23 protein-coding genes are annotated in these 17,822 nt (G+C 63.6%); 12 read left to right on the top strand and 11 right to left on the bottom strand.

Annotated features, from left to right (window positions below; genetic code table 11):
• Positions 1–25 precede the first annotated feature (25 nt).
• From PSV26_RS16440 to PSV26_RS16415, 6 genes are all read right to left on the bottom strand, one after another.
• A complete protein-coding gene (locus PSV26_RS16440; RefSeq protein WP_300520116.1) occupies positions 26–496 on the bottom strand; it encodes a histidine phosphatase family protein in 471 nt (156 codons plus the stop codon).
• Between the two features lie 5 nt (positions 497–501).
• Positions 502–2,616, bottom strand: coding sequence for a polyphosphate kinase 1 (gene ppk1 / locus PSV26_RS16435; RefSeq protein WP_300572695.1), 2,115 nt, complete (start codon positions 2,614–2,616; stop codon positions 502–504).
• 88 nt (positions 2,617–2,704) lie between these two features.
• Positions 2,705–3,772, bottom strand: coding sequence for a glycosyltransferase family 1 protein (locus PSV26_RS16430; protein WP_300520113.1), 1,068 nt, complete (start codon positions 3,770–3,772; stop codon positions 2,705–2,707).
• The gene (locus PSV26_RS16425; protein WP_300520110.1) at positions 3,769–4,632 is read right to left on the bottom strand and encodes a UDP-2,3-diacylglucosamine diphosphatase; all 864 of its coding nucleotides are present in this window, start codon (positions 4,630–4,632) and stop codon (positions 3,769–3,771) included. Before PSV26_RS16425 ends, PSV26_RS16430 begins: the two co-directional genes overlap by 4 nt.
• Positions 4,632–5,486 (bottom strand): GNAT family N-acyltransferase, encoded by an 855-nt coding sequence (locus tag PSV26_RS16420; protein WP_300572200.1) that lies wholly within the window; start codon positions 5,484–5,486, stop codon positions 4,632–4,634. Before PSV26_RS16420 ends, PSV26_RS16425 begins: the two co-directional genes overlap by 1 nt.
• A gap of 114 nt (positions 5,487–5,600) precedes the next feature.
• Positions 5,601–7,562 (bottom strand): PhoX family phosphatase, encoded by a 1,962-nt coding sequence (locus tag PSV26_RS16415; protein WP_300572198.1) that lies wholly within the window; start codon positions 7,560–7,562, stop codon positions 5,601–5,603.
• A gap of 304 nt (positions 7,563–7,866) precedes the next feature.
• On the opposite strand from PSV26_RS16415, the gene PSV26_RS16410 reads away from it, so the two are divergent.
• From PSV26_RS16410 to PSV26_RS16380, 7 genes are all read left to right on the top strand, one after another.
• Positions 7,867–8,409 (top strand): sigma-70 family RNA polymerase sigma factor, encoded by a 543-nt coding sequence (locus PSV26_RS16410; RefSeq protein WP_300572196.1) that lies wholly within the window; start codon positions 7,867–7,869, stop codon positions 8,407–8,409.
• 171 nt (positions 8,410–8,580) lie between these two features.
• Positions 8,581–9,627 (top strand): permease, encoded by a 1,047-nt coding sequence (locus tag PSV26_RS16405; RefSeq protein WP_300572194.1) that lies wholly within the window; start codon positions 8,581–8,583, stop codon positions 9,625–9,627.
• Positions 9,628–9,829: 202 nt separating this feature from the next.
• Positions 9,830–10,069 (top strand): thioredoxin family protein, encoded by a 240-nt coding sequence (locus tag PSV26_RS16400; RefSeq protein WP_300520096.1) that lies wholly within the window; start codon positions 9,830–9,832, stop codon positions 10,067–10,069.
• Between the two features lie 164 nt (positions 10,070–10,233).
• Complete coding sequence (locus PSV26_RS16395; protein ID WP_300572192.1) at positions 10,234–10,653, top strand: OsmC family protein; 420 nt, start codon at positions 10,234–10,236, stop codon at positions 10,651–10,653.
• 47 nt (positions 10,654–10,700) lie between these two features.
• Entirely contained in the window at positions 10,701–10,874 is a 174-nt protein-coding gene (locus PSV26_RS16390; protein WP_300572191.1) for a hypothetical protein, read from the top strand.
• Positions 10,871–11,785 carry a cation diffusion facilitator family transporter gene (locus tag PSV26_RS16385; RefSeq protein ID WP_300572188.1) on the top strand — a complete coding sequence of 305 codons (915 nt, stop codon included), beginning with the start codon at positions 10,871–10,873 and terminating at the stop codon, positions 11,783–11,785. The genes PSV26_RS16390 and PSV26_RS16385 overlap by 4 nt, the downstream gene beginning before the upstream one ends.
• On the top strand, positions 11,778–12,071 hold the full coding sequence (locus tag PSV26_RS16380; RefSeq protein WP_300572186.1) for a class II glutamine amidotransferase: 294 nt from the start codon (positions 11,778–11,780) through the stop codon (positions 12,069–12,071). Before PSV26_RS16385 ends, PSV26_RS16380 begins: the two co-directional genes overlap by 8 nt.
• Before the next feature lie 111 nt (positions 12,072–12,182).
• Here PSV26_RS16380 and PSV26_RS16375 read toward each other — a convergent pair whose 3' ends face one another.
• The 3 genes from PSV26_RS16375 to PSV26_RS16365 are packed head-to-tail and all read right to left on the bottom strand — an operon-like array spanning position 12,183 to position 13,299.
• Positions 12,183–12,584 carry a hypothetical protein gene (locus PSV26_RS16375; protein WP_300572184.1) on the bottom strand — a complete coding sequence of 134 codons (402 nt, stop codon included), beginning with the start codon at positions 12,582–12,584 and terminating at the stop codon, positions 12,183–12,185.
• A complete protein-coding gene (locus PSV26_RS16370; RefSeq protein ID WP_300572182.1) occupies positions 12,584–12,838 on the bottom strand; it encodes a hypothetical protein in 255 nt (84 codons plus the stop codon). Before PSV26_RS16370 ends, PSV26_RS16375 begins: the two co-directional genes overlap by 1 nt.
• Before the next feature lie 26 nt (positions 12,839–12,864).
• The gene (locus tag PSV26_RS16365) at positions 12,865–13,299 is read right to left on the bottom strand and encodes a helix-turn-helix domain-containing protein (RefSeq protein WP_300572180.1); all 435 of its coding nucleotides are present in this window, start codon (positions 13,297–13,299) and stop codon (positions 12,865–12,867) included.
• A 76-nt stretch (positions 13,300–13,375) separates the two neighbouring features.
• Between PSV26_RS16365 and PSV26_RS16360 the strand changes: the two genes are divergently transcribed.
• Genes PSV26_RS16360 through PSV26_RS16350 form a run of 3 tightly spaced genes read left to right on the top strand, consistent with a single transcriptional unit; the run spans position 13,376 to position 14,747 of the window.
• Positions 13,376–13,873, top strand: coding sequence for a DUF2938 domain-containing protein (locus PSV26_RS16360; protein WP_300520077.1), 498 nt, complete (start codon positions 13,376–13,378; stop codon positions 13,871–13,873).
• Positions 13,874–13,923: 50 nt separating this feature from the next.
• Positions 13,924–14,517 carry a flavodoxin family protein gene (locus PSV26_RS16355; protein ID WP_300572178.1) on the top strand — a complete coding sequence of 198 codons (594 nt, stop codon included), beginning with the start codon at positions 13,924–13,926 and terminating at the stop codon, positions 14,515–14,517.
• Entirely contained in the window at positions 14,514–14,747 is a 234-nt protein-coding gene (locus tag PSV26_RS16350) for a DUF2798 domain-containing protein (protein ID WP_300520072.1), read from the top strand. Before PSV26_RS16355 ends, PSV26_RS16350 begins: the two co-directional genes overlap by 4 nt.
• 88 nt (positions 14,748–14,835) lie before the next feature.
• On the opposite strand, the gene arsH is transcribed toward PSV26_RS16350, so the two are convergent.
• On the bottom strand, positions 14,836–15,558 hold the full coding sequence (gene arsH / locus PSV26_RS16345) for an arsenical resistance protein ArsH (RefSeq protein ID WP_300520068.1): 723 nt from the start codon (positions 15,556–15,558) through the stop codon (positions 14,836–14,838).
• Positions 15,542–15,973 carry an arsenate reductase (glutaredoxin) gene (gene arsC, locus PSV26_RS16340; protein WP_300572176.1) on the bottom strand — a complete coding sequence of 144 codons (432 nt, stop codon included), beginning with the start codon at positions 15,971–15,973 and terminating at the stop codon, positions 15,542–15,544. Before arsC ends, arsH begins: the two co-directional genes overlap by 17 nt.
• 54 nt (positions 15,974–16,027) lie before the next feature.
• On the opposite strand from arsC, the gene PSV26_RS16335 reads away from it, so the two are divergent.
• Positions 16,028–16,357: a metalloregulator ArsR/SmtB family transcription factor gene (locus PSV26_RS16335; protein WP_300520063.1), complete on the top strand. Its 330-nt coding sequence runs from the start codon at positions 16,028–16,030 to the stop codon at positions 16,355–16,357.
• Between the two features lie 14 nt (positions 16,358–16,371).
• Positions 16,372–17,745 (top strand): hypothetical protein, encoded by a 1,374-nt coding sequence (locus tag PSV26_RS16330; RefSeq protein WP_300572174.1) that lies wholly within the window; start codon positions 16,372–16,374, stop codon positions 17,743–17,745.
• Positions 17,746–17,822 lie beyond the last annotated feature (77 nt).

Here is a 17,822-nt window from a genome sequence, read left to right as displayed (position 1 = left end):
GCGCCGCGCGGCCGGGGGGCGTGGCTCAGAGCAGCTCGGGCGATTGCACGGTGACCAGCACGGTTTGCAAGCCTCCTTCGCGCTCACGCGTGCGCAGCCACCAGAGTGCACCCTTTTTCACCGGGCATTCGCTTTCCTGCAGGCCCAGCAACTGGGCGATGGTCTGGCCCAGGGTGGGCTGGTGGCCGATCACCAGAATCGGCAGCTTGTTGACCGGCCATTGCACCAGTTCGAGAAGCTGTGAAGGCGGTGCGTCGGGCCCGAGTTCTGCACGGATCTTGTACTTGCGCCCCAGCGCCAGCGCCGTCTGCTCGCAGCGGCGCGCCGGACTCACCAGGATGCGCGCCCGCTCCGGCAACTGCCGGTCCAGCCAGCCTGCCATGCGTGCCGCCTGCTTCTCGCCTCTCGGCGTCAATGAACGTTCGAGGTCGCTTGCGCTCTGCACGTCGACAGGCGACTCTTCAGCCTCTGCATGACGCCACAGAATCAGGTCCATCGCGTCTAGCCTTGCACCGCAGCGCCGCCAGCCGAATAACGGGCCATCAGCGCGGCCTGCGCACCGTGCCGCCCGGCCTGCGGCGACGCACCGGCCCGCAGGTAAGTTCCATCGGGCTGCAGGTCCCAGGCGTCCTGGCTGTCATGCAGGTAGGCGACCAGGCATTCGTCGATGATGCGCTGGCGCATCACGGGATCGGTCACCGACCAGGCCAGTTCCACACGCCGCAGCATGTTGCGGTTCATCCAGTCGGCGCTGGACAGGTACAGGGTCTCCTCCCCGTCACAACGAAAATAGAACACGCGTGAATGCTCCAGAAAACGCCCGATGATGGAACGCACGCGAATGTTGTCCGTCACCCCGGGCACGCCGGCAGGCAGCATGCAGGCGCCGCGCACCACCAGGTCAATTTTCACGCCGCGCTGCCCTGCCCTGACCAGGGCCAGCATCAGGCCCTCGTCGGTCAGGGCGTTCATCTTGGCCACCAGGCGCGTGTCCTTGCCGAGCGTTGCAGCCTCGGCCAGGGCGTCGATTTTTTCGATCAGTTTGCGGTGCAACTGAAACGGCGCCACCAGCAGGCGCTGCAACCGGGGCAATTTGCTCTGGCTTGCCAGATGCCCGAAGACGCTGTCGATTTCTGCGGTCAGCGCCGGGTCGCTCGTCAGGTAGCTCACATCGGTGTACAGGCGCGCGGTATTCGGGTTGTAATTGCCGGTGGACAAATGGGCGTAACGCACCAGCTGCCGTCCTTCGCGCCGGGTGACCAGCAGCATCTTGGCATGGGTCTTGAGCCCGACCACGCCATACACCACCTGCGCCCCGATCGACTCCAGCATCTCGGCCCAGTTGATGTTGGCTTCCTCGTCAAAGCGCGCCTTGAGCTCGAGCACCACCGTGACTTCCTTGCCGCGACGCACCGCCTCACGCAGCAGGACCATGAGTTCGGAGTCCGGACCGGTGCGGTAGATGGTCTGCCGGATGGCCAGCACCTGCGGATCGTTCACCGCCTCGCGCAGGAAATCGAGCACACCATTGAAACTCTCGAAGGGCTGGTGGATGGAGACGTCGCCCTGCTTGAGGCGTTCAAAAAACGACTGCCCCGGCACCAGCTGCGTCGGGTAACAGGCCTTGTAGGGCGGAAAAAGCAGCTTCGGGTCATTGACCAGGTCCACCAGCTGGGTCAGGCGCACCAGGTTGACCGGGCCGTGCACCCGGTACAAGGCTTCCTCCGGCAAGCTGAACTGGCCACGCAGAAAATCCGACAGGTGTTTGGAACAACCCGCCGACACCTCCAGGCGCACTGCCAGCCCGTAATGCCTTTGCTCCAGCCCGAGCCGCAAGGCGGTCCGCAGGTTCTTCACGTCGTCTTCATCGACCGCCAGGTCAGAGTGCCGTGTCACGCGAAACTGTGAAAACTCCCCGACTTGGCGGCCCGGAAACAGGTCGGCCAGATGCGCCCGGATGATGCTCGACAGCGAGACAAACAGCAGCTTTTTCCGCGAACCCTTGTCGGGCATGTGGATCAGGCGCGGCAGTACGCGCGGCACCTTGACGATGGCAATGTCATTTTCGCGGCCGAAGGCGTCACGCCCGCCCAGCCGCACAATGAAATTGAGCGACTTGTTGGCAACCTGCGGAAACGGGTGCGAAGGATCCAGCCCGACAGGAATCAACAGCGGCTGGACCTCGCGTTCGAAGTAGGCCTTGACCCAGCGGCGCTGGGCCGCGCTGCGGTCGCCGTGCGAAACAATCCGTATGCCCTGCTTCGCAAACTCCGGCATCAATTCGTCGTTGTACAGCGCGTACTGGCGGGCCACCATGTCGTGGGCAGCGGCAGACAGGGTCTTGAAAGACTCGGCCGAGTAAGGCGCCTTCTGCTCCTGGTTGAGCGCAGCCGTCAGGTGCAGCGCGGCGCGCACCTCGAAAAACTCGTCCAGGTTGGACGAAACAATACACAGGAAGCGCAGCCGCTCCAGCAGGGGCACGTCGGGCCGCTTGGCCCAGTCCAGCACCCGCTCGTTGAACGCCAGGATGCTGTGGTCCCGGTCCAGAAACTGGACCGCTGCAGCCGCGGCGGGCAGGCCCGCAGGCAAGGGTGAAGAGGCAGAAGTTTGCAACATGCCGTCCGAACTGGTAATTGTCATGAATCTGACTTGTCAGTGTGCGCGGATTTGATGACAAAAACGTGACAACCTCATGACAAATGTTTCAAACCAGGGCCTGGGTCGTCACCAACGCACTTTTGGCCTTGCTGCGAACCGGCACCAGATGGCCTTCGAACAGTTTTGCAGCATGCGTCCAGCTGAAGTCCAGCGAACGGGCGCGGGCCTCATGGCGTGGCACCGCCATCGCCTTGTAACAGGCGCGTTTCAGGTCCGTATCCAGAACACCGCCGTGGTGGCTGCCATCCGGTTTGCCCAGCACCTCGAGCGGGCCGTCAACCGGGTAAGCCGCGACGGGTGTACCGCTGGCCATGGCTTCGAGCATCACCAGGCCGAAGGTTTCCGACCGGCTGGGAAAAACAAACACATCGGCGGCAGCGTAGACCCTGGCCAATTCGTCGCGCGGCAGCACACCCAGCCAGCGCACTTGCGGATAACGCGCCTTGAGCGAAGCCTCCAGCGGCCCGACGCCGCAGACCACCTTGGTCCCCGGAATGTCCAGCGCCAGGAAGGCCTCGATGTTTTTCTCATACGACACACGACCGACAAACAGGGACACCGGCCGCGCGAGGGTGCCCATGGGCGGGTAGAGCCGCGCACTGGAATGAAACGGGAACAGCGCGGTGTCCACCCCGTGCGTCCAGCTGCGCAGCTGGCGAAAACCGCGTTTCTCCAGCATGCGCAGCACGCCCTGGGTCGGCACCATGACGCCTGACGAAGCCTTGTGGAAATATCGGAACAGCGCGTAACCCCAGGACAGCGGAATTTTCAATGCGGCGTGGAGGATCTCCGGAAACTTGGTGTGAAAGGCGGTGGTGAAACGCAGGTCGCGCTTGCCGCAATAGCTGCGTGCCGCCCAGCCCAGCGGGCCTTCGGTGGCAATGTGGATGGCTTCGGGCGCGAAAGCATCCAGCCGTGCGGTCAGCAGGGCTTGGGGACGCACGGCCAGATCGATGCCGGCGTAACCCGGACAAGGCCGCGTTCTGAACAGGCCGGGGTGGAGCACTTCCACCGTGTGGCCCAGGGCCTGCAGTTCACGCACCAGCTCCACCAGCGTGGTGACCACGCCATTGACCTGCGGCTGCCAGGCGTCGGTAACAAGGGCAATTTTCATGCGGCCACCGTGCCCGCCACATGGCCGCGGCCCTGCGTTTCATGGGCCGGCGCCCAGTGCAGCAGCTCCAGCTTGCCGTCGTAGTGTTCCACCAGCGCGGTGCGGCTTTCGACCCAGTCGCCGTCATTGCAATAAAGCACGCCGTTGATGTCGCGCATTTCGGCGCGGTGGATGTGGCCGCAGACCACCCCCTGGTGGCCGCGCCGGCGCGCCTCGTTGGCGACCGCGACTTCAAAATCGGTGACGTAGTTCAGCGCACTCTTGACCTTGTGCTTGAGGTAGGCCGAGAGCGACCAGTAGGGCAGCCCCATGCGCGCGCGCAGGCTGTTGAGGTGGCGGTTGAGCTTGAGCGTGAGTTCATAGAGGTTGTCGCCCACGTAGGCCAGCCATCTGGCGCATTGAACCACCGCGTCGAAATAGTCACCGTGTACAACCCACAACTGACGGCCGTCGGCGGTGGTGTGCACGGCGTCCTCGACCACCTCGATGCCACCGAACTGATGGCCGATAAACTCACGCGCAAACTCATCATGGTTGCCAGGCACATAGACGATCCGGCAGCCCTTGCGCGCGCGACGCAGCAGCTTTTGCACCACATCGTTGTGCGACTGCGGCCAGTACCATTTGCGCCGCAGCTGCCAGCCGTCCACGATATCGCCCACCAGGTAAAGGTGGTCGCTGGGGTGGGCCCTCAGAAAGTCCAGCAGTGCCGCGGCCTGGCAGCCCGGTGTACCCAGGTGCAAGTCGGAAATGAAGATGCTGCGGTAGCGCTGGCGCAATGCGGCGTCATCATGGTCGTCTTCGGGCGGCGGCGTGCCCCCATGGTTGAGCGCGCCGAGCTTGTCGAACAGCGTACGCATCAGGTCGCCTTGCTGGAAAAATGCTTGCGATAACGCGGCGGCAGATCGGCAATGCGCATCATCATGGGCAGGTCGGCCGAGTTGAAGTCCGGGTCCCAGGCCGGTGCGCCCAGGACCTTGGCGCCAAGCCGCAGGTAGCCCTTGATCAGCGCCGGCGGCTCGACGTCCAGCGAATCGTCGAGCTGCTCGACCGGCAGGGCCAGGCGCGGCGTCACGTGGTATTCGATGGCTGCCAGGTGGCTTTGCCGCACCTGGCGCCAGATGCTGGCTGCCGCATGCCCGCTGCCGTATTCCGGGTGGCCGCTGTGCTGCATCGGAATGCTGGCGCAGCCGATCATGGTGTCGAGCTGGTTGCGCGCCATGAACTCGGCCAGCGCACCCCACAAGGCCAGGATCACACCGCCGTGGCGGTGCTCGGCATGCACGCAGCTGCGTCCCAGCTCGACCATGCGTTCGCGCAGGGCGCGCAGGCGCGTGAGGTCGAACTCGGTGTCGCTGTAGGTGCTGCCCACGCGTTTGGCCTGGGTCGGCGTGAGCACGCGGTAAGTGCCTATGACTTCCTGGCTGGCTTCGTCGCGCACCAGCAGGTGTTCGCAGAAATCGTCGAACAGGTCGATGTCATGGCCCGGCACCGTGCTGGGCAGCGTCGCCCCCATCTCCAGCGCGAAGACCTGGTACCGCAGCCGCTGTGCCTGCCGCACCTCGTCCTGGTGCCTGGCCCAGCCTACCTGGATTTTCCCCGGCGCAGTCCCTTGAACAGCGACCGGATCGGCAGCATGAGAGCTTTGATGAAGTGACCCCCGTGGCATTGCGACTGGCGACAATGCAAAGGTGGGATTGGGCAGTTCTTTCATGATGGACTCCTGGTTGTCTTCTCGCAAATGACTCTCAACTCTCAACTCTCAACTCTCGACTCTCGACTCTCGAAAATTTCCGTAAAAAAGCCCCGTTGCAGGGGCTTTGACTCTTTAGGTTCCGACGACGCCGCCATCCTTGCGCCGGATGACGACAGTGGCCGAGCGCGGTCGTCCGCCCGCCGGGCCGTCAGGCCAATGGCTCACCGCCTTCGGCTGGGCCGGATCGCTGCGTTCGCTGGCGGTCTCGCCTGGGTGCTGGATGTTGATGAAGACCGCGCGGCGGTCGGGCGTGAACGTCACCCCGGTGATCTCGCAGCCCGCCGGGCCGGTCAAGAAGCGCTTGGTCTCGCCGGTGGCCGGATCGGCGCAGAGCATCATGTTGTTGCCTATATTTTTGTAGGCGCCCTTGTTGATGACCGATGTGGAAATGTCGGTCTGTATCCAGAGCATGCCGCCCGAATCAAACTGCAGACCATCGGGGCTGCCGTACATATCGCCCTTGATCGTGCCCCGGTACTCGGCCTTCTCGGCGTTCGGGTCACCGGCCAGTGCGAAGTGCATCCAGCGAAACTCCGTCGCGCTGGCGTCGCCGTCCAGGCGGCTGGCGCTGCCGCCCGGGCTGCCCTTGCCTTCGCGCCAGCGAATGATGTGACCCATGATGTTGTCGTTGCGCGGGTTGGCTGCATTGACCATGCGTCCCGGCTGGCTGCCCTGCCCCCGGTTGCTGTTGTTGGTCAGCGTCACAAACACCTCACCGGTGTTGGGGTGTACGGCCACCCACTCGGGCCTGTCCATCTTGGTGGCGCCCGCCACGTCCGCAGCCTGGCGGCACTTGACCACCACGTCGGCCTGGCTGGCAAAGCCGTTGGCGACGGTTAGGTTTTCCTGCCCATGCACCAGCGGTAACCAGCGGCCATACCCCTGCTCATCAAAACGGGCCACATGCAGCGTCCCATGGTCGAGCAACTCCTTGTTGGCGCGGTAGCCACCGGGCTTGACCTTGTCGCGGCTGACAAACTTGTAGATGTACTCAAAACGCTCGTCGTCGCCCATGTAGACCACCGCGCGGCCATCGCGGGACAGCGTCGTCGTCGCCCCTTCGTGCTTGATGCGGCCCAGCGCGGTGCGCTTGATCGGGGTCTGTGTCGGGTCCTGCGGGTCGATCTCCACCACCCAGCCAAAGCGGTGCGGCTCGTTGGGGTGTTTCACTGCGTCAAAACGTTCGTCAAACTCGTGCCAGCGGTAGCCAAAGCCTTTGGCGCGCAGGCCGTAACGTGCCTCGTCCGGGTTCGGCTTGTCCTGCGCCGAGAAGTAACCGTTCCAGTTTTCCTCGCAGGTCAAAAAGGTGCCCCAGGGCGTCTGGCCGGCGGCGCAGTTGTTCAGCGTGCCCAGCGGCTGCAGGCCCTCGGGATCGGCCGCAGTTTTCAGCAGCGCATGGCCGGCGGCCGGGCCGCTGAACAGCATGGGTGTGTTGCCGGTGATGCGGCGCGCATAACGCGAGTTGGGCATCACGCGCCAGACACCGGCGCGTTCCACCACCTCGATCACGCTGACGCCGTGTGCCGCCTGCGACTTGCGCACCTTGTCGGCGGTCCAGGTCTTCATGCCGTCGCTGTGCAGCAGGCCGTCGTCGGTGTACTCGTGGTTGATGGCCAGCAGGCCATGGCGTGGATTTTTGTCCAGCGGAAAATACTCCATGCCGTCGTGGTGCATGCCCGACTGCAGCAACTGCTCCTGCCAGTTGTTCGACGCGTCCGCACTGAAGGCTGGCGCTGCAGCCCCCGCAATGCCGGCCGCGTCACCCCAGCGGTACAGCACCTGGGCGTCGTACTCGGGCGGCACCACAAGCGTGTCTGCACTGGACACCGGCACGCCGGTAAAACCCAGGGGTTTGCCTTTGGCAACGGTGGCGGCGCTGGCCGTCAGCGTGTGCGATCCCATCAGCAGCGCCACCGCCGCCGTCGTGCAGCGCAGCACATGGCGGCGCTCGCCGTCTACTTCGTGTATGAAGGGATTGGACGTCGTGTTGACGCCTTCACCCTGCTCGTAATCCTTGCCGAATCCCTGCCCCATGAATCACTCTCCATCGTGTTTTTGACTGATGGAGTGATTCTGGAAGTCGAGGGTGACGTGTTCATGTCGGTTTAATGGCAGTTTGATGACAGTCAGCCGGTGACTTCCCACACTATGAATTGCGTAGCTGCCTGCGTCCGTCCTTTCCGGGCTGGGGCTTACCTGACTTGAAAGTCAGGCGATTTCACTGAACCGTCAGTTCCGGCTTCGCTCCTGCCCTGCAGCAAGAACAGCAATGACGTCACCCACCCAGTTGCACCTTGGTGGAAAATGAAGCGACCGGCCATCAGTGCCTGAGGAAACCATGTTGAACGGAGCCGCACCGAATTGTCTGACCACCGCCTGGGCCTCCCACGCGCCCGAGTTGCGCGGCTGGCTGCGCCATCGGCTGGGCAATCCGGCCGAGGCCGATGACCTGCTGCAGGACCTGTTCATCAAGGCCCTGCGCCAGGGTGAACGCTTTTGTTCGGTGCAAAACGCCCGCGCCTGGCTGTTCGAGGTGGCGCGCAACACCCTGGCCGATCGGCTGCGCGTGGCCCGCGCCACGGTGGACTTGCCCGACGACCTGGCCGCACCTGCCAATGAAACCGACACGGTGGACACCCTCACCGCCTGCCTGCCGCGCGTGCTGTCCGAGTTGACGGCCGAGGACCGCGAGGTCATCACCTTATGCGACCTGCAGGGCATGCCACAAGCCGAATTCGCCGCCGCCAGGGGGCTGAACCTGAGCGCCGCAAAATCGCGCCTGCAACGCGCGCGCCAGCGCCTGAAGCAGCGCATGACCGTGGCTTGCCAGGTGCAAATCGACGATGCGGGGCACGTGGCGGATTTTGTGCCGCGCCCGTAGAGCTGCCAGCCTGAAAAAAGCTGAGTACTGCCCCCTCAGCCGTTCTGACACCTCTTTCTTTGCTACAGTTTCAATAGCTGCTTGCGCTTTCTGCATAAGGGCTGGAGGCATATTTCATCAATAATTTTGTGGTTTGTGCGTCTTTTGCCGGTTTCCTTCGTCTTCACAGATATGAACACCGTCACGACGCCGCAAAAGTCCTGGCCCCTGCGCCAGCCCGTCATCTTTTTGATCCTGGCCGCTCTGGGCTGGCTGGGCCTTTACCAGACACTGCTGCCCGGTTCTGAAGCACTGGTCGCCGCCTTGCCGGTAGACCGGGCCAGCCACCTGGGGGGTGCGCTGCAGTTTTTCTTCTACGACACGCCCAAGGTCCTGATGCTGCTGACCGGCGTGGTGTTTGTCATGGGCATGGTCAACAGCTACTTCACGCCGGAGCGCACCCGCGCCCTGCTGGCCGGCCGTAGCGAGGGTGTGGCCAACGTGATGGCCGCGTCCCTGGGCATCGTCACGCCGTTTTGTTCATGCTCGGCGGTGCCGCTGTTCATCGGTTTTGTGCAGGCGGGTGTGCCGCTGGGGGTGACCTTCTCCTTCCTGATCTCCGCCCCCATGGTCAACGAAGTGGCGCTGACGCTGCTGTTTGGCCTGTTCGGCTGGAAGGTGGCGCTGCTCTACCTGGGCCTGGGGCTCGCGGTCGCCATCGTCGCGGGCTGGATCATTGGCCGCCTCAAGATGGAAGCCTACCTCGAAGACTGGGTGCGCGACATGCCAAAAACTTCGGCCCAGTTTGAAGACGCGCAGACCACGCTGGCCGACCGCATTCAAGCCGGTTTTTCAGCGGTGCGCGAAATTGTGGGCAAGGTCTGGCCCTACATCCTGGGCGGCATAACACTGGGCGCCCTGATCCACGGCTATGTGCCGGAAGCGTTCATGGCCAGCTTCATGGGCAAGGAAGCCTGGTGGTCGGTGCCGCTGGCGGTGCTGATGGGTGTGCCGATGTACACCAATGCAGCCGGCGTGATTCCCATCGTGCAGGCGCTGCTGGCCAAGGGCGCGGCCCTGGGCACCGTGCTGGCTTTCATGATGAGCGTGATTGCGCTGTCCCTGCCCGAGATGATCATCCTGCGCAAGGTGCTCAAGCTGCGGCTGATCGCCACCTTTGTGGCGGTGGTGGCCGGCGGCATTCTGCTGGTGGGTTTTGTATTCAACGCGGTGCTGTAGTGCAGTGTTGCATGCTTGATGGAACAAATAAAAGTGATGGCTTTTGGGTCAAGGCAAGGCGCAAACCACAGCGATACCAAGGGTATCGCGCGGATTTGCAACGCCGCCATGGCGCAAAAGACGCGCTTTTATGTTCCAGATAGCGTGCAACGCTGCACCAAGCACAAACTCTTTTCATCAACCTCACTCTCAAGGAAACACCATGGACATCAAGGTACTCGGCACCGGCTGCACCAACTGCAAAAACACCATTGCCCTCATCGACCAGGTGGCGAAGGCCAAAGGCGTCACCGTCAAGCTGGAAAAAGTGGAGGAGTTGCGCGACATCATGGGCTACGGCGTCATGAGCACGCCAGGCGTTGTCATCAATGGCAAAGTGGTCCATGCGGGCGGCGTGCCCAGCCGCGACAAGATCGAGCAATGGCTCACCGCCATCGCTTGAAGGACAGGCCAGACGCCCCACCGCGGCTGGCGGCTTGAGCAGCGGGAGCGCGTTCCTGTTGCTGGAGGCAAAAGGAAAAACGGGTACCCTGTCATCGGCAGCCGCCTCGACGCCTGCGTCAGGTCTGCCCTGAGTACGCACTCAACCGACAAGGATCACCCCTCATGAGCCAGCCCGCTGCCAAAATGACTTTTCACGTGGCGTCGCGCCGCGTCGACGCGCGCGGCAGTCTTTCCACTTGCAAAAACGCCGAAATCGCCCTGGACACCGACCTGGCGGGCAACCCGGATGCCTTCAACCCGGCAGAGTTGCTGCTGACAGGGCTGTCGGCCTGCATGATCAAGGGCATGGAGCGGGTCGCGCCTATTCTGAAGTTCCAGATGCGCGGTGTTGAAGTCATCGTCGATGGCGTGCGGCAGGACGTGCCGCCCCGAATGGAGTCCATTCGTTACGAAATCATCGTGGATACCGACGAGTCGGACCAGCGACTGGACTTGCTGCATGAAAATGTGAAGAAATACGGCACGGTGTTCAATACCGTTGCGCCGGGAACTGACTTGAGTGGTGTCTTGCGGCGGCGCTGAGCCGCAAGCAACATCGACATCGCAACGAGAGGACAAGCGACATGTGCATGGGATACGCAAAAGACATCAGGGCGTGGGTGTGTGAGGAAGCCGGCAGCCAACGCGAGTCCATGATGGCCGCCTGGGGCCGTGCATTCGAAGAATCCTTCGATGCGTCGGACCCACCCGCCCCTTTTCCGCCGGTCAGTTCCGCGGTGATGCCGGAGAACCTCGCCGCATGAGCGCTGACCACGACCATGACCATGGCCACGCCCCGGACAACTTCAACCGGGCTTTTGCCATCGGCATCGTGCTCAACATCGTCTTTGTGGCGATCGAAGCGTTTTATGGCTGGCGAGTCAACTCGCTGGCCCTGCTGGCCGACGCGGCCCACAACCTGAGTGATGTAGCCGGCCTCGTTCTGGCATGGGGCGGCGCACTGGCCAGCAAGCTGCGCCCCAACCCGCGCCACACCTATGGCTGGAAGCGCGGCACCATTCTGGCGGCTTTTGCCAATGCCCTGCTGCTTCTGATGGCGATGGGGGCACTGGCCTGGGAAGCGGTGGGCCGCCTCTTCTCGCCCGAGCCGCTGGCGGGTGCCGAGGGCGTGACCATCATGGTGGTGGCCGGCATCGGCATTGTGATCAACACCGCCACCGCCCTGCTGTTCATGCGCGGGCGCGAACACGACCTGAATATCCGCGGCGCCTTCATGCACATGGCCGCCGACGCCCTGGTCTCCGCCGGGGTGGTGGTCGCCGGGGCGCTGACATTGTGGATGGGCTGGGTGTGGCTGGACCCGGTGGTCAGCCTGCTGATTGCCGGCGTCATCCTGGTGGGAACCGCGAGTCTTTTCAAGCAGTCGCTTCACATGCTGTTTGACGGTGTGCCCGACAGCGTGGACCCGCAAGCCGTTCAGGCATGTCTGGCAGCGCTGCCAGGCGTGACACGGGTGCACGACCTGCACATCTGGGCGATGGGAACCTCGCAAATTGCACTGACCGCGCATCTGGTAATGCCGCAGGGACACGCAAACGACGCTTTCCTGAAACACGCGACCGACCAGTTGCACGACCGATTCGACATCACGCATGTGACGCTGCAGGTCATGCAGCAAGCATTTACCGCGCCTTGCGCCCCACCTGATGTGTGAGCTCCTGGCCCTCTCAACTTCCGGGCCGGCCCGGCTGACATTTTCCCTGCACACCCTGGCTTCGCGCGGCGGCGCGACCGGCATCTCGCGCGACGGCTGGGGCGTCGCCTTTTACCGGGGCCAAGACGTGGCGCTGTTCCGCGAACCACTGGCCGCTGGCGACAGCCCACTGGTTCGCTACCTCGAAACCCAGGGGCCGAGCACCCACCTGGCCATCTCGCACATCCGCCATGCCACGCAGGATGCGGTGAGTTTTTCGAACGCGCAACCAGGCGCTACCATATAGATAGCAGCTCGCGTACACGAGGCAAGGGTCGGCGGCCTATTTTCTTCACAAGTTCTCCGGTGCCTGGAGGGTTCTTCTCCAGTTGCCGCCTGTGGTCTTGCATGTGTCTGCTCAGTCCTGGCGCGTATGCGTGCGCCGCGCCTGAATCCAGGGGAAAACGGCAAAGACCAACTGCCCAGCCAGTCCCACCTGGTGCGGCAACTCTGTGTACAGGGCGAGATGTTCTGTCAGGCTGCGGCCAGCCAGCAGGTTCGACAGACCGGCCTCGACCAGCATCAGCAGCGAGAAGGCGACCAGGCCCATCCCCAGTGCCGCGGAGGGCGAAAGCGGCCAGCGCCGCAGGACGCGTGAGCAGACCAGCCAGGCGATGGCCAGGATCACCGGCAGTTCCAGCAGCACCGCCCAGAGCGCGCCCAGCAGCGGTACCACCACCAGAGTGCGCAGCACGCCCAGCACGAAGCCCGCAGCGAAGACAGCGACAAGATAGAGCGCGCCGATGAGCAAGACCCGCATCATGGTGCCTGGTGCGCCCGGTTCGCAAACGCCGTGCCCCTGGTGAACGCCCTTGTCCGATTGAACAGCGGCATGACAACCGTGCCGGGCCAGCCGAACTCAACTTCCTGACTCAGAAACAGCATGAGCATCCCCTTTTTACTGGTGCCGCGACCCCGTCTGACGTGCAGCTCTGGTTTCGATTGCGCATTGCATGGTGTGCAAATCTCGCTGCCCAACACGAAGGTGAAGAACCAGCAGAACCATTGAACCATGGTTCGCTCCGGCCTGGCCAGCGCACTCACGCCGCCGAACGCACAAGGAGCGCGGGCTTCCTCGCGCGCGGACTCAGTTCGCCGGCTGTTGCCGAACGCAGCAGCCGCTGAAAGGTCGGACACTCGGCGTGGCTGGGCGCGGGGCACACCGCAGCATGCCGGAGCCCGTTGCGCATCGCCTTCAGGCGCTTGATCGTCTGGTCCAGTTCGTCGGCCTTGGCGCTGAGCGACGCCCTGTCGATGCTGGCCTGGCCGTCGGACGAGAACATGGCACCGATGTCGTCCAGCGAAAAACCAGCGGCCTGCCCGAGCGCAACCAGCGCCAGCTGGTCCAGCACGCCCGGTGCAAAAGTGCGGCGCAAACCCTGGCGGCCGACCGAGCTGATCAGCCCTTTTTCCTCGTAGTAACGCAGCGTTGAGGCAGGAAAACCTGATTTTCTGGCGACTTCGGCGATGTCCATGAAAAAACCCCTTGACTTCAAGTTGACTTGAACTTGTAGAGTACACCAACTTCACTTTTCGTCAACAAGGAATCCCATGAACACCCTCACTTCAGGCGCCGCACACATCCTGCTCATTGGCGTGGGCGCTACCGCGGTCATGGACGCCTGGCTGCTGCTTCTGCAACGCCTGGGCGTGCCCGCGCTCAACTTCGCGATGATCGGCCGCTGGGTCGGCCACTGGCGCCGCGGCACGTGGCACCACGACGCCATCGCCAAGGCGGCGCCCGTGCGGGGCGAGCTTGCTTTGGGGTGGCTGGTCCACTACGCAACCGGCATCGCCTTCGCCGCCCTGCTGGCCGGCATCGCGGGCATGCAATGGATGCACCAGCCCACGCTGCTGCCGGCCTTGTGCCTGGGCATCGGCACCGTCGCCGCGCCCTGGCTCGTCATGCAGCCCGCCATGGGCGCGGGCATCGCCTCGTCGCGCACCGCGACACCTGTGAAAAACCAGCTCCGGAGCCTGGCCAACCACAGCATTTTTGGATTCGGCCTGTACCTGGCCGCCGTCTTCCTCGCCCGGATCTCGCAATGAAGACCTGTTTTCTGAGATTCATTCACTCAACTTGAAAAGGACAACACACCATGAAGAACAAACAACTCGCCGTCATCTATCACAGCGCCCACGGCCACACGGCCCATATCGCCGGGCACATCCTGGCGGGTGCGCGCTCGGTTTCCGGCATCACCGCGCATCTGCTGAAGGCCGAAGACCTGACCCGCACACCCGAACATCTGCTGGACTATGACGGCTTCGTCTTCGGCTCACCCACCTACCTGGGCGGGGTCTCCGGCACCTTCAAGACCTTCATGGACGCCACCGGCCGGCTCTGGAAAAGCCACGCCCTCAAGGGCAAGCTGGCATCGGCCTTCACCGTCTCGTCGTTGCCGGCCGGCGACAAGCAATCGACGCTGCTGTCGATGTTTGTCTTCGCCATGCAGCACGGCATGGTCTGGGTCGGCAATGCCATCCTGCCGGAGCAGCACAGCGGCGTGCCTTACGAGGAAGCCGCCAACCGCCTGGGCTCGTGGTCGGGAATGATGGCGCAGGCCGGGCATTCGGAGCCGGCAGACTCGTTTGCCCCCGGAGACATCAAGACGGCGCGGATGTTCGGCACGAATGTCGCCGAAGCGCTGCAGCGCATGCGAGCCGAAGTGGAAGCGGAGGTGACCCCATGATTCCCCGGAAATTCGAGCCCATCCTGTTCGGCTTCCTGCTGTCGGGCCTGATGTCCCTGCTGGTCGCTGGAATCTCCACCTTGCGCGCCGCCGGGCTGGGGCCGGGCTTTCTGTCGCTGTGGGCCGGTTCCTGGCTCACCGCGTGGTTATTCGCCTTCCCCGCCGTGTTGCTCGTGTCGCCCGTCGCGCGCAGGATCGTTCGCAGCCTGCTAAGCCGGGACACAGAGTGAAACCAGTGCACAACCCCAAACGCTACGAATTTGATAGCTGCCGGCGCCCATTACTAAAGGACCGGGGGCCGATTTTTCTTGAGAAGTCTCACAAACTCCGCTGATTCACCCGTTTGGACAAGGCCTCGGCGCTTTCCTTGCGCTCGCTGTACCTGTCCACCAGATAGGGCGACATATCACGCGTGAGCAGGGTGAACTTCACGAGCTCTTCCATCACGTCCACCACGCGGTCGTAATAGGCGGAGGGTTTCATGCGACCGGCTTCGTCAAACTCCAGAAACGCCTTGGCGACCGAGGACTGGTTGGGAATCGTCAGCATGCGCATCCAGCGCCCCAGCACGCGCAGCTGATTCACGGCGTTGAAGGACTGCGAGCCGCCGCTGACCTGCATCAGGGCCAGCGTCTTGCCCTGGGTCGGCCGCACCGCGCCGTCGGCCAGCGGGATCCAGTCGATCTGTGATTTCATGATGCCGGTCATGGCGCCGTGGCGCTCGGGCGAGGTCCAGACCATGCCCTCGGCCCACTGCGCCAGTTGGCGCAGCTCCTGCACCTTGGGGTGGCTGTCGGGCGCGTCGTCGGGCAGCGGCAGGCCGCGCGGGTCGAAGGTTTTTGTTTCTGCGCCCATGGCCTGTAGCAGGCGCGCGGCTTCTTCGCTCAGCAGGCGGCTGTAAGAGCGCTCGCGCACCGAGCCATACAGCAGCAACATGCGCGGCGCGTGGGCCGAGGGGCGAAAGGCCTGCAGCGCGCTGGCAGACGGTGGCGCAAACAGCGCGGTGTCGAGGTTGGGAAGGTTTTCAAGCACCGGCAACACGTTGGCCCTTCTCGCTAATCACCAACTCGCCATCTTCCTTGGTGAAAGCGCCTTGCTGCGGCGCAGGCAGGATGTCGAGCACGGCTTCGGACGGCCGGCACAGGCGGGTGCCCAGCGGCGTGACCACGATGGGGCGGTTGATGAGGATGGGGTGGGCCAGCATGGTGTCTATCAGTTGCGCGTCGCTCAGCGCCGGGTCGTCCAGCTTCAGTTCCGCATACGGCGTGCCCTTTTGCCGCATTGCGTCGCGTACCGGCAGGCCCATGGCGATGATCAGTTGCTGCAGCGTCTCTCGGCTGGGCGGTGTTTTCAGGTACTCAATGACCTCGGGCTCTGCGCCGCTGTTGCGGATCAGCGCCAGGGTGTTGCGCGAGGTGCCGCACTGCGGGTTGTGATAAATCGTGATGTCGGACATCGGTTTTTTCCTTCTGCAATTGCTTCGCTTCAATATTTCAATTATATTTGAACTATGGAATCAACCCTCACAACGCTGATAGATGAGGCCACCGCCGTCAAGGCACTGGCCGCCCTGGCGCAGGCCCAGCGCCTGCGCACTTTCCGTGCGCTGGTGGTGGCCGGGCCTGCCGGCCTGACACCGGGCACCATTGCCGAACAGCTGGAAGTGGCGCCCAGCGCATTGTCTTTTCATCTGAAAGAGCTGGCGCATTCGGGCCTGGTCAGCAGCGAGCCGCGTGGCCGCAACCTGATTTACCGCGCCAATTTTGAACAGATGACGGCCCTGCTGGGCTACCTGACCGAACATTGCTGTCAGGGCGAAAGCTGCGGCGTGAACTGCTGAGCCCGCTGCACACCATGAACCTTGCCGAAACACTGAACCTGGGTTGCCTGTGCCGCACCCTGAGCCCCGAGCGTTTGCGCCAGCAGCTGGAAACCGACCCCAGCCTGCAGGGCATGGCGGCCGGGTTGGCGGCCAGCCACCCGCATTTGTTTTCGGAAAGCGCTGTGTTTCTGGACCCGGCCATCAACACCACACTGGGCCAGGCGATTGCCGCGATCGAACGCGTGATCGCCCTGCCCGCCTACCAGCAGCACGCGTTATCCGCCGCGCCCGACATTGCCAGGCTTGACTTTGGCCCTGCCAGTGTCTTCATGGGTTATGACTTTCACCTGGCTGAAGGCGGCCCGCGCTTGATCGAAATCAACACCAACGCCGGTGGTGCGCTGCTGAACGCCGCGCTGGCGCGCGCGCACCGCGACTGCTGCGCACCGATGCAGGGGCTGATGGATGCCAACAGCGATCTGACGGGGCTGGACGACACCTTTGTAGCAATGTTTCGCAGCGAGTGGCAGGCCCTGCGCGGCACGGCACCGCTGCGCAGCGTGCTGATTGTGGATGACGCGCCCGATGACCAGTACCTGGCGCCAGAGTTTGCGCTGGCGCGCCAGCTGTTTCTGGCGCACGGCCTCAGCGCTGCGGTGGGGGATGCGCGCGATTTTGAGTGGAAAGACGGCGCCTTGTGGCACCCCGCCCTGCCAGACCAGGCGGTCGATCTGGTCTACAACCGCCTGACCGACTTCAGCCTGTCTGAGCCCACCCACGCGGCTTTGCGTGCCGCCTATGTGGCAGGCGCGGCGGTGGTCACGCCGCATCCGCGTGCCCATGCGATGTTTGCAGACAAGCGCAACCTGATCACGCTGGGTGACGACGCCCTGCTGGCCTCATGGGGCGTCTCTGCTGAAGACCGGCGCCTGCTGCAGGCGGTGGTGCCGCGCACCGAGCTGGTCAAAGCCGAAGATGCCGATGCCCTGTGGGCGCGGCGGCGGCAATTGTTCTTCAAACCGGTGGCAGGTTACGGCGGCAAGGCCGCGTACCGGGGCGAAAAACTCACGAAAAGTGTCTGGGCGCACATCACGGCGGGCGGCTTTATCGCCCAGGCGCTGGTGCCCCCCAGCGAAAGGCTGGTGGATGTGGATGGCGTGGCAACACGCCTGAAGCTGGACATACGCGCCTACACCTACCGCGGCCAGGTGCAACTGCTGGCCGCGCGCACCTACACCGGGCAGACCACCAACTTCCGCACGGCGGGTGGCGGCTTTTCGCCGGTGGTGGTGTTGCCCGTTGGACCAGATAAGGCTCGTTTGACCGTTCGCCCTGAGCTTGTCGAAGGGTCGCCTCCATGCCAAGGGGCTTCGACAGGGCCTGCCCTGAGCCCGTCGAAGGGCTAAGCCCGATCCGCGTTGTAGCGCTTAAACGAACAGCACTGCCCTTAGGTCAGATTCATCACAACCTCAAACCATCGCCC

Origin of the sequence: Polaromonas sp., assembly GCF_029945685.1 — a bacterium.
GTDB lineage: Bacteria > Pseudomonadota > Gammaproteobacteria > Burkholderiales > Burkholderiaceae_C > Polaromonas.
The sequence above is the reverse complement of the archived record's forward strand: the minus strand, read 5'-3'. Positions and strand labels throughout refer to the sequence as shown.

What these genes read in the sequence shown, in the direction of transcription:
- PSV26_RS16420 (WP_300572200.1), bottom strand. Translation starts at nt 5,486, where the DNA reads ATGAAAGAACTGCCCAATCCCACCTTTGCATTGTCGCCAGTCGCAATG.
- PSV26_RS16375 (WP_300572184.1), bottom strand. Translation starts at nt 12,584, where the DNA reads ATGCGGGTCTTGCTCATCGGCGCGCTCTATCTTGTCGCTGTCTTCGCT.
- PSV26_RS16415 (WP_300572198.1), bottom strand. Translation starts at nt 7,562, where the DNA reads ATGGGGCAGGGATTCGGCAAGGATTACGAGCAGGGTGAAGGCGTCAAC.
- PSV26_RS16330 (WP_300572174.1), top strand. Translation starts at nt 16,372, where the DNA reads ATGAACCTTGCCGAAACACTGAACCTGGGTTGCCTGTGCCGCACCCTG.
- PSV26_RS16425 (WP_300520110.1), bottom strand. Translation starts at nt 4,632, where the DNA reads ATGCGTACGCTGTTCGACAAGCTCGGCGCGCTCAACCATGGGGGCACG.
- PSV26_RS16380 (WP_300572186.1), top strand. Translation starts at nt 11,778, where the DNA reads ATGTGTGAGCTCCTGGCCCTCTCAACTTCCGGGCCGGCCCGGCTGACA.
- PSV26_RS16370 (WP_300572182.1), bottom strand. Translation starts at nt 12,838, where the DNA reads ATGGTTCAATGGTTCTGCTGGTTCTTCACCTTCGTGTTGGGCAGCGAG.
- PSV26_RS16360 (WP_300520077.1), top strand. Translation starts at nt 13,376, where the DNA reads ATGAACACCCTCACTTCAGGCGCCGCACACATCCTGCTCATTGGCGTG.
- PSV26_RS16400 (WP_300520096.1), top strand. Translation starts at nt 9,830, where the DNA reads ATGGACATCAAGGTACTCGGCACCGGCTGCACCAACTGCAAAAACACC.
- PSV26_RS16410 (WP_300572196.1), top strand. Translation starts at nt 7,867, where the DNA reads ATGTTGAACGGAGCCGCACCGAATTGTCTGACCACCGCCTGGGCCTCC.
- PSV26_RS16405 (WP_300572194.1), top strand. Translation starts at nt 8,581, where the DNA reads ATGAACACCGTCACGACGCCGCAAAAGTCCTGGCCCCTGCGCCAGCCC.
- ppk1 (WP_300572695.1), bottom strand. Translation starts at nt 2,616, where the DNA reads ATGTTGCAAACTTCTGCCTCTTCACCCTTGCCTGCGGGCCTGCCCGCC.
- PSV26_RS16385 (WP_300572188.1), top strand. Translation starts at nt 10,871, where the DNA reads ATGAGCGCTGACCACGACCATGACCATGGCCACGCCCCGGACAACTTC.
- PSV26_RS16430 (WP_300520113.1), bottom strand. Translation starts at nt 3,772, where the DNA reads ATGAAAATTGCCCTTGTTACCGACGCCTGGCAGCCGCAGGTCAATGGC.
- PSV26_RS16440 (WP_300520116.1), bottom strand. Translation starts at nt 496, where the DNA reads ATGGACCTGATTCTGTGGCGTCATGCAGAGGCTGAAGAGTCGCCTGTC.
- PSV26_RS16395 (WP_300572192.1), top strand. Translation starts at nt 10,234, where the DNA reads ATGAGCCAGCCCGCTGCCAAAATGACTTTTCACGTGGCGTCGCGCCGC.
- PSV26_RS16365 (WP_300572180.1), bottom strand. Translation starts at nt 13,299, where the DNA reads ATGGACATCGCCGAAGTCGCCAGAAAATCAGGTTTTCCTGCCTCAACG.
- PSV26_RS16390 (WP_300572191.1), top strand. Translation starts at nt 10,701, where the DNA reads ATGGGATACGCAAAAGACATCAGGGCGTGGGTGTGTGAGGAAGCCGGC.
- PSV26_RS16355 (WP_300572178.1), top strand. Translation starts at nt 13,924, where the DNA reads ATGAAGAACAAACAACTCGCCGTCATCTATCACAGCGCCCACGGCCAC.
- arsC (WP_300572176.1), bottom strand. Translation starts at nt 15,973, where the DNA reads ATGTCCGACATCACGATTTATCACAACCCGCAGTGCGGCACCTCGCGC.
- PSV26_RS16350 (WP_300520072.1), top strand. Translation starts at nt 14,514, where the DNA reads ATGATTCCCCGGAAATTCGAGCCCATCCTGTTCGGCTTCCTGCTGTCG.
- PSV26_RS16335 (WP_300520063.1), top strand. Translation starts at nt 16,028, where the DNA reads ATGGAATCAACCCTCACAACGCTGATAGATGAGGCCACCGCCGTCAAG.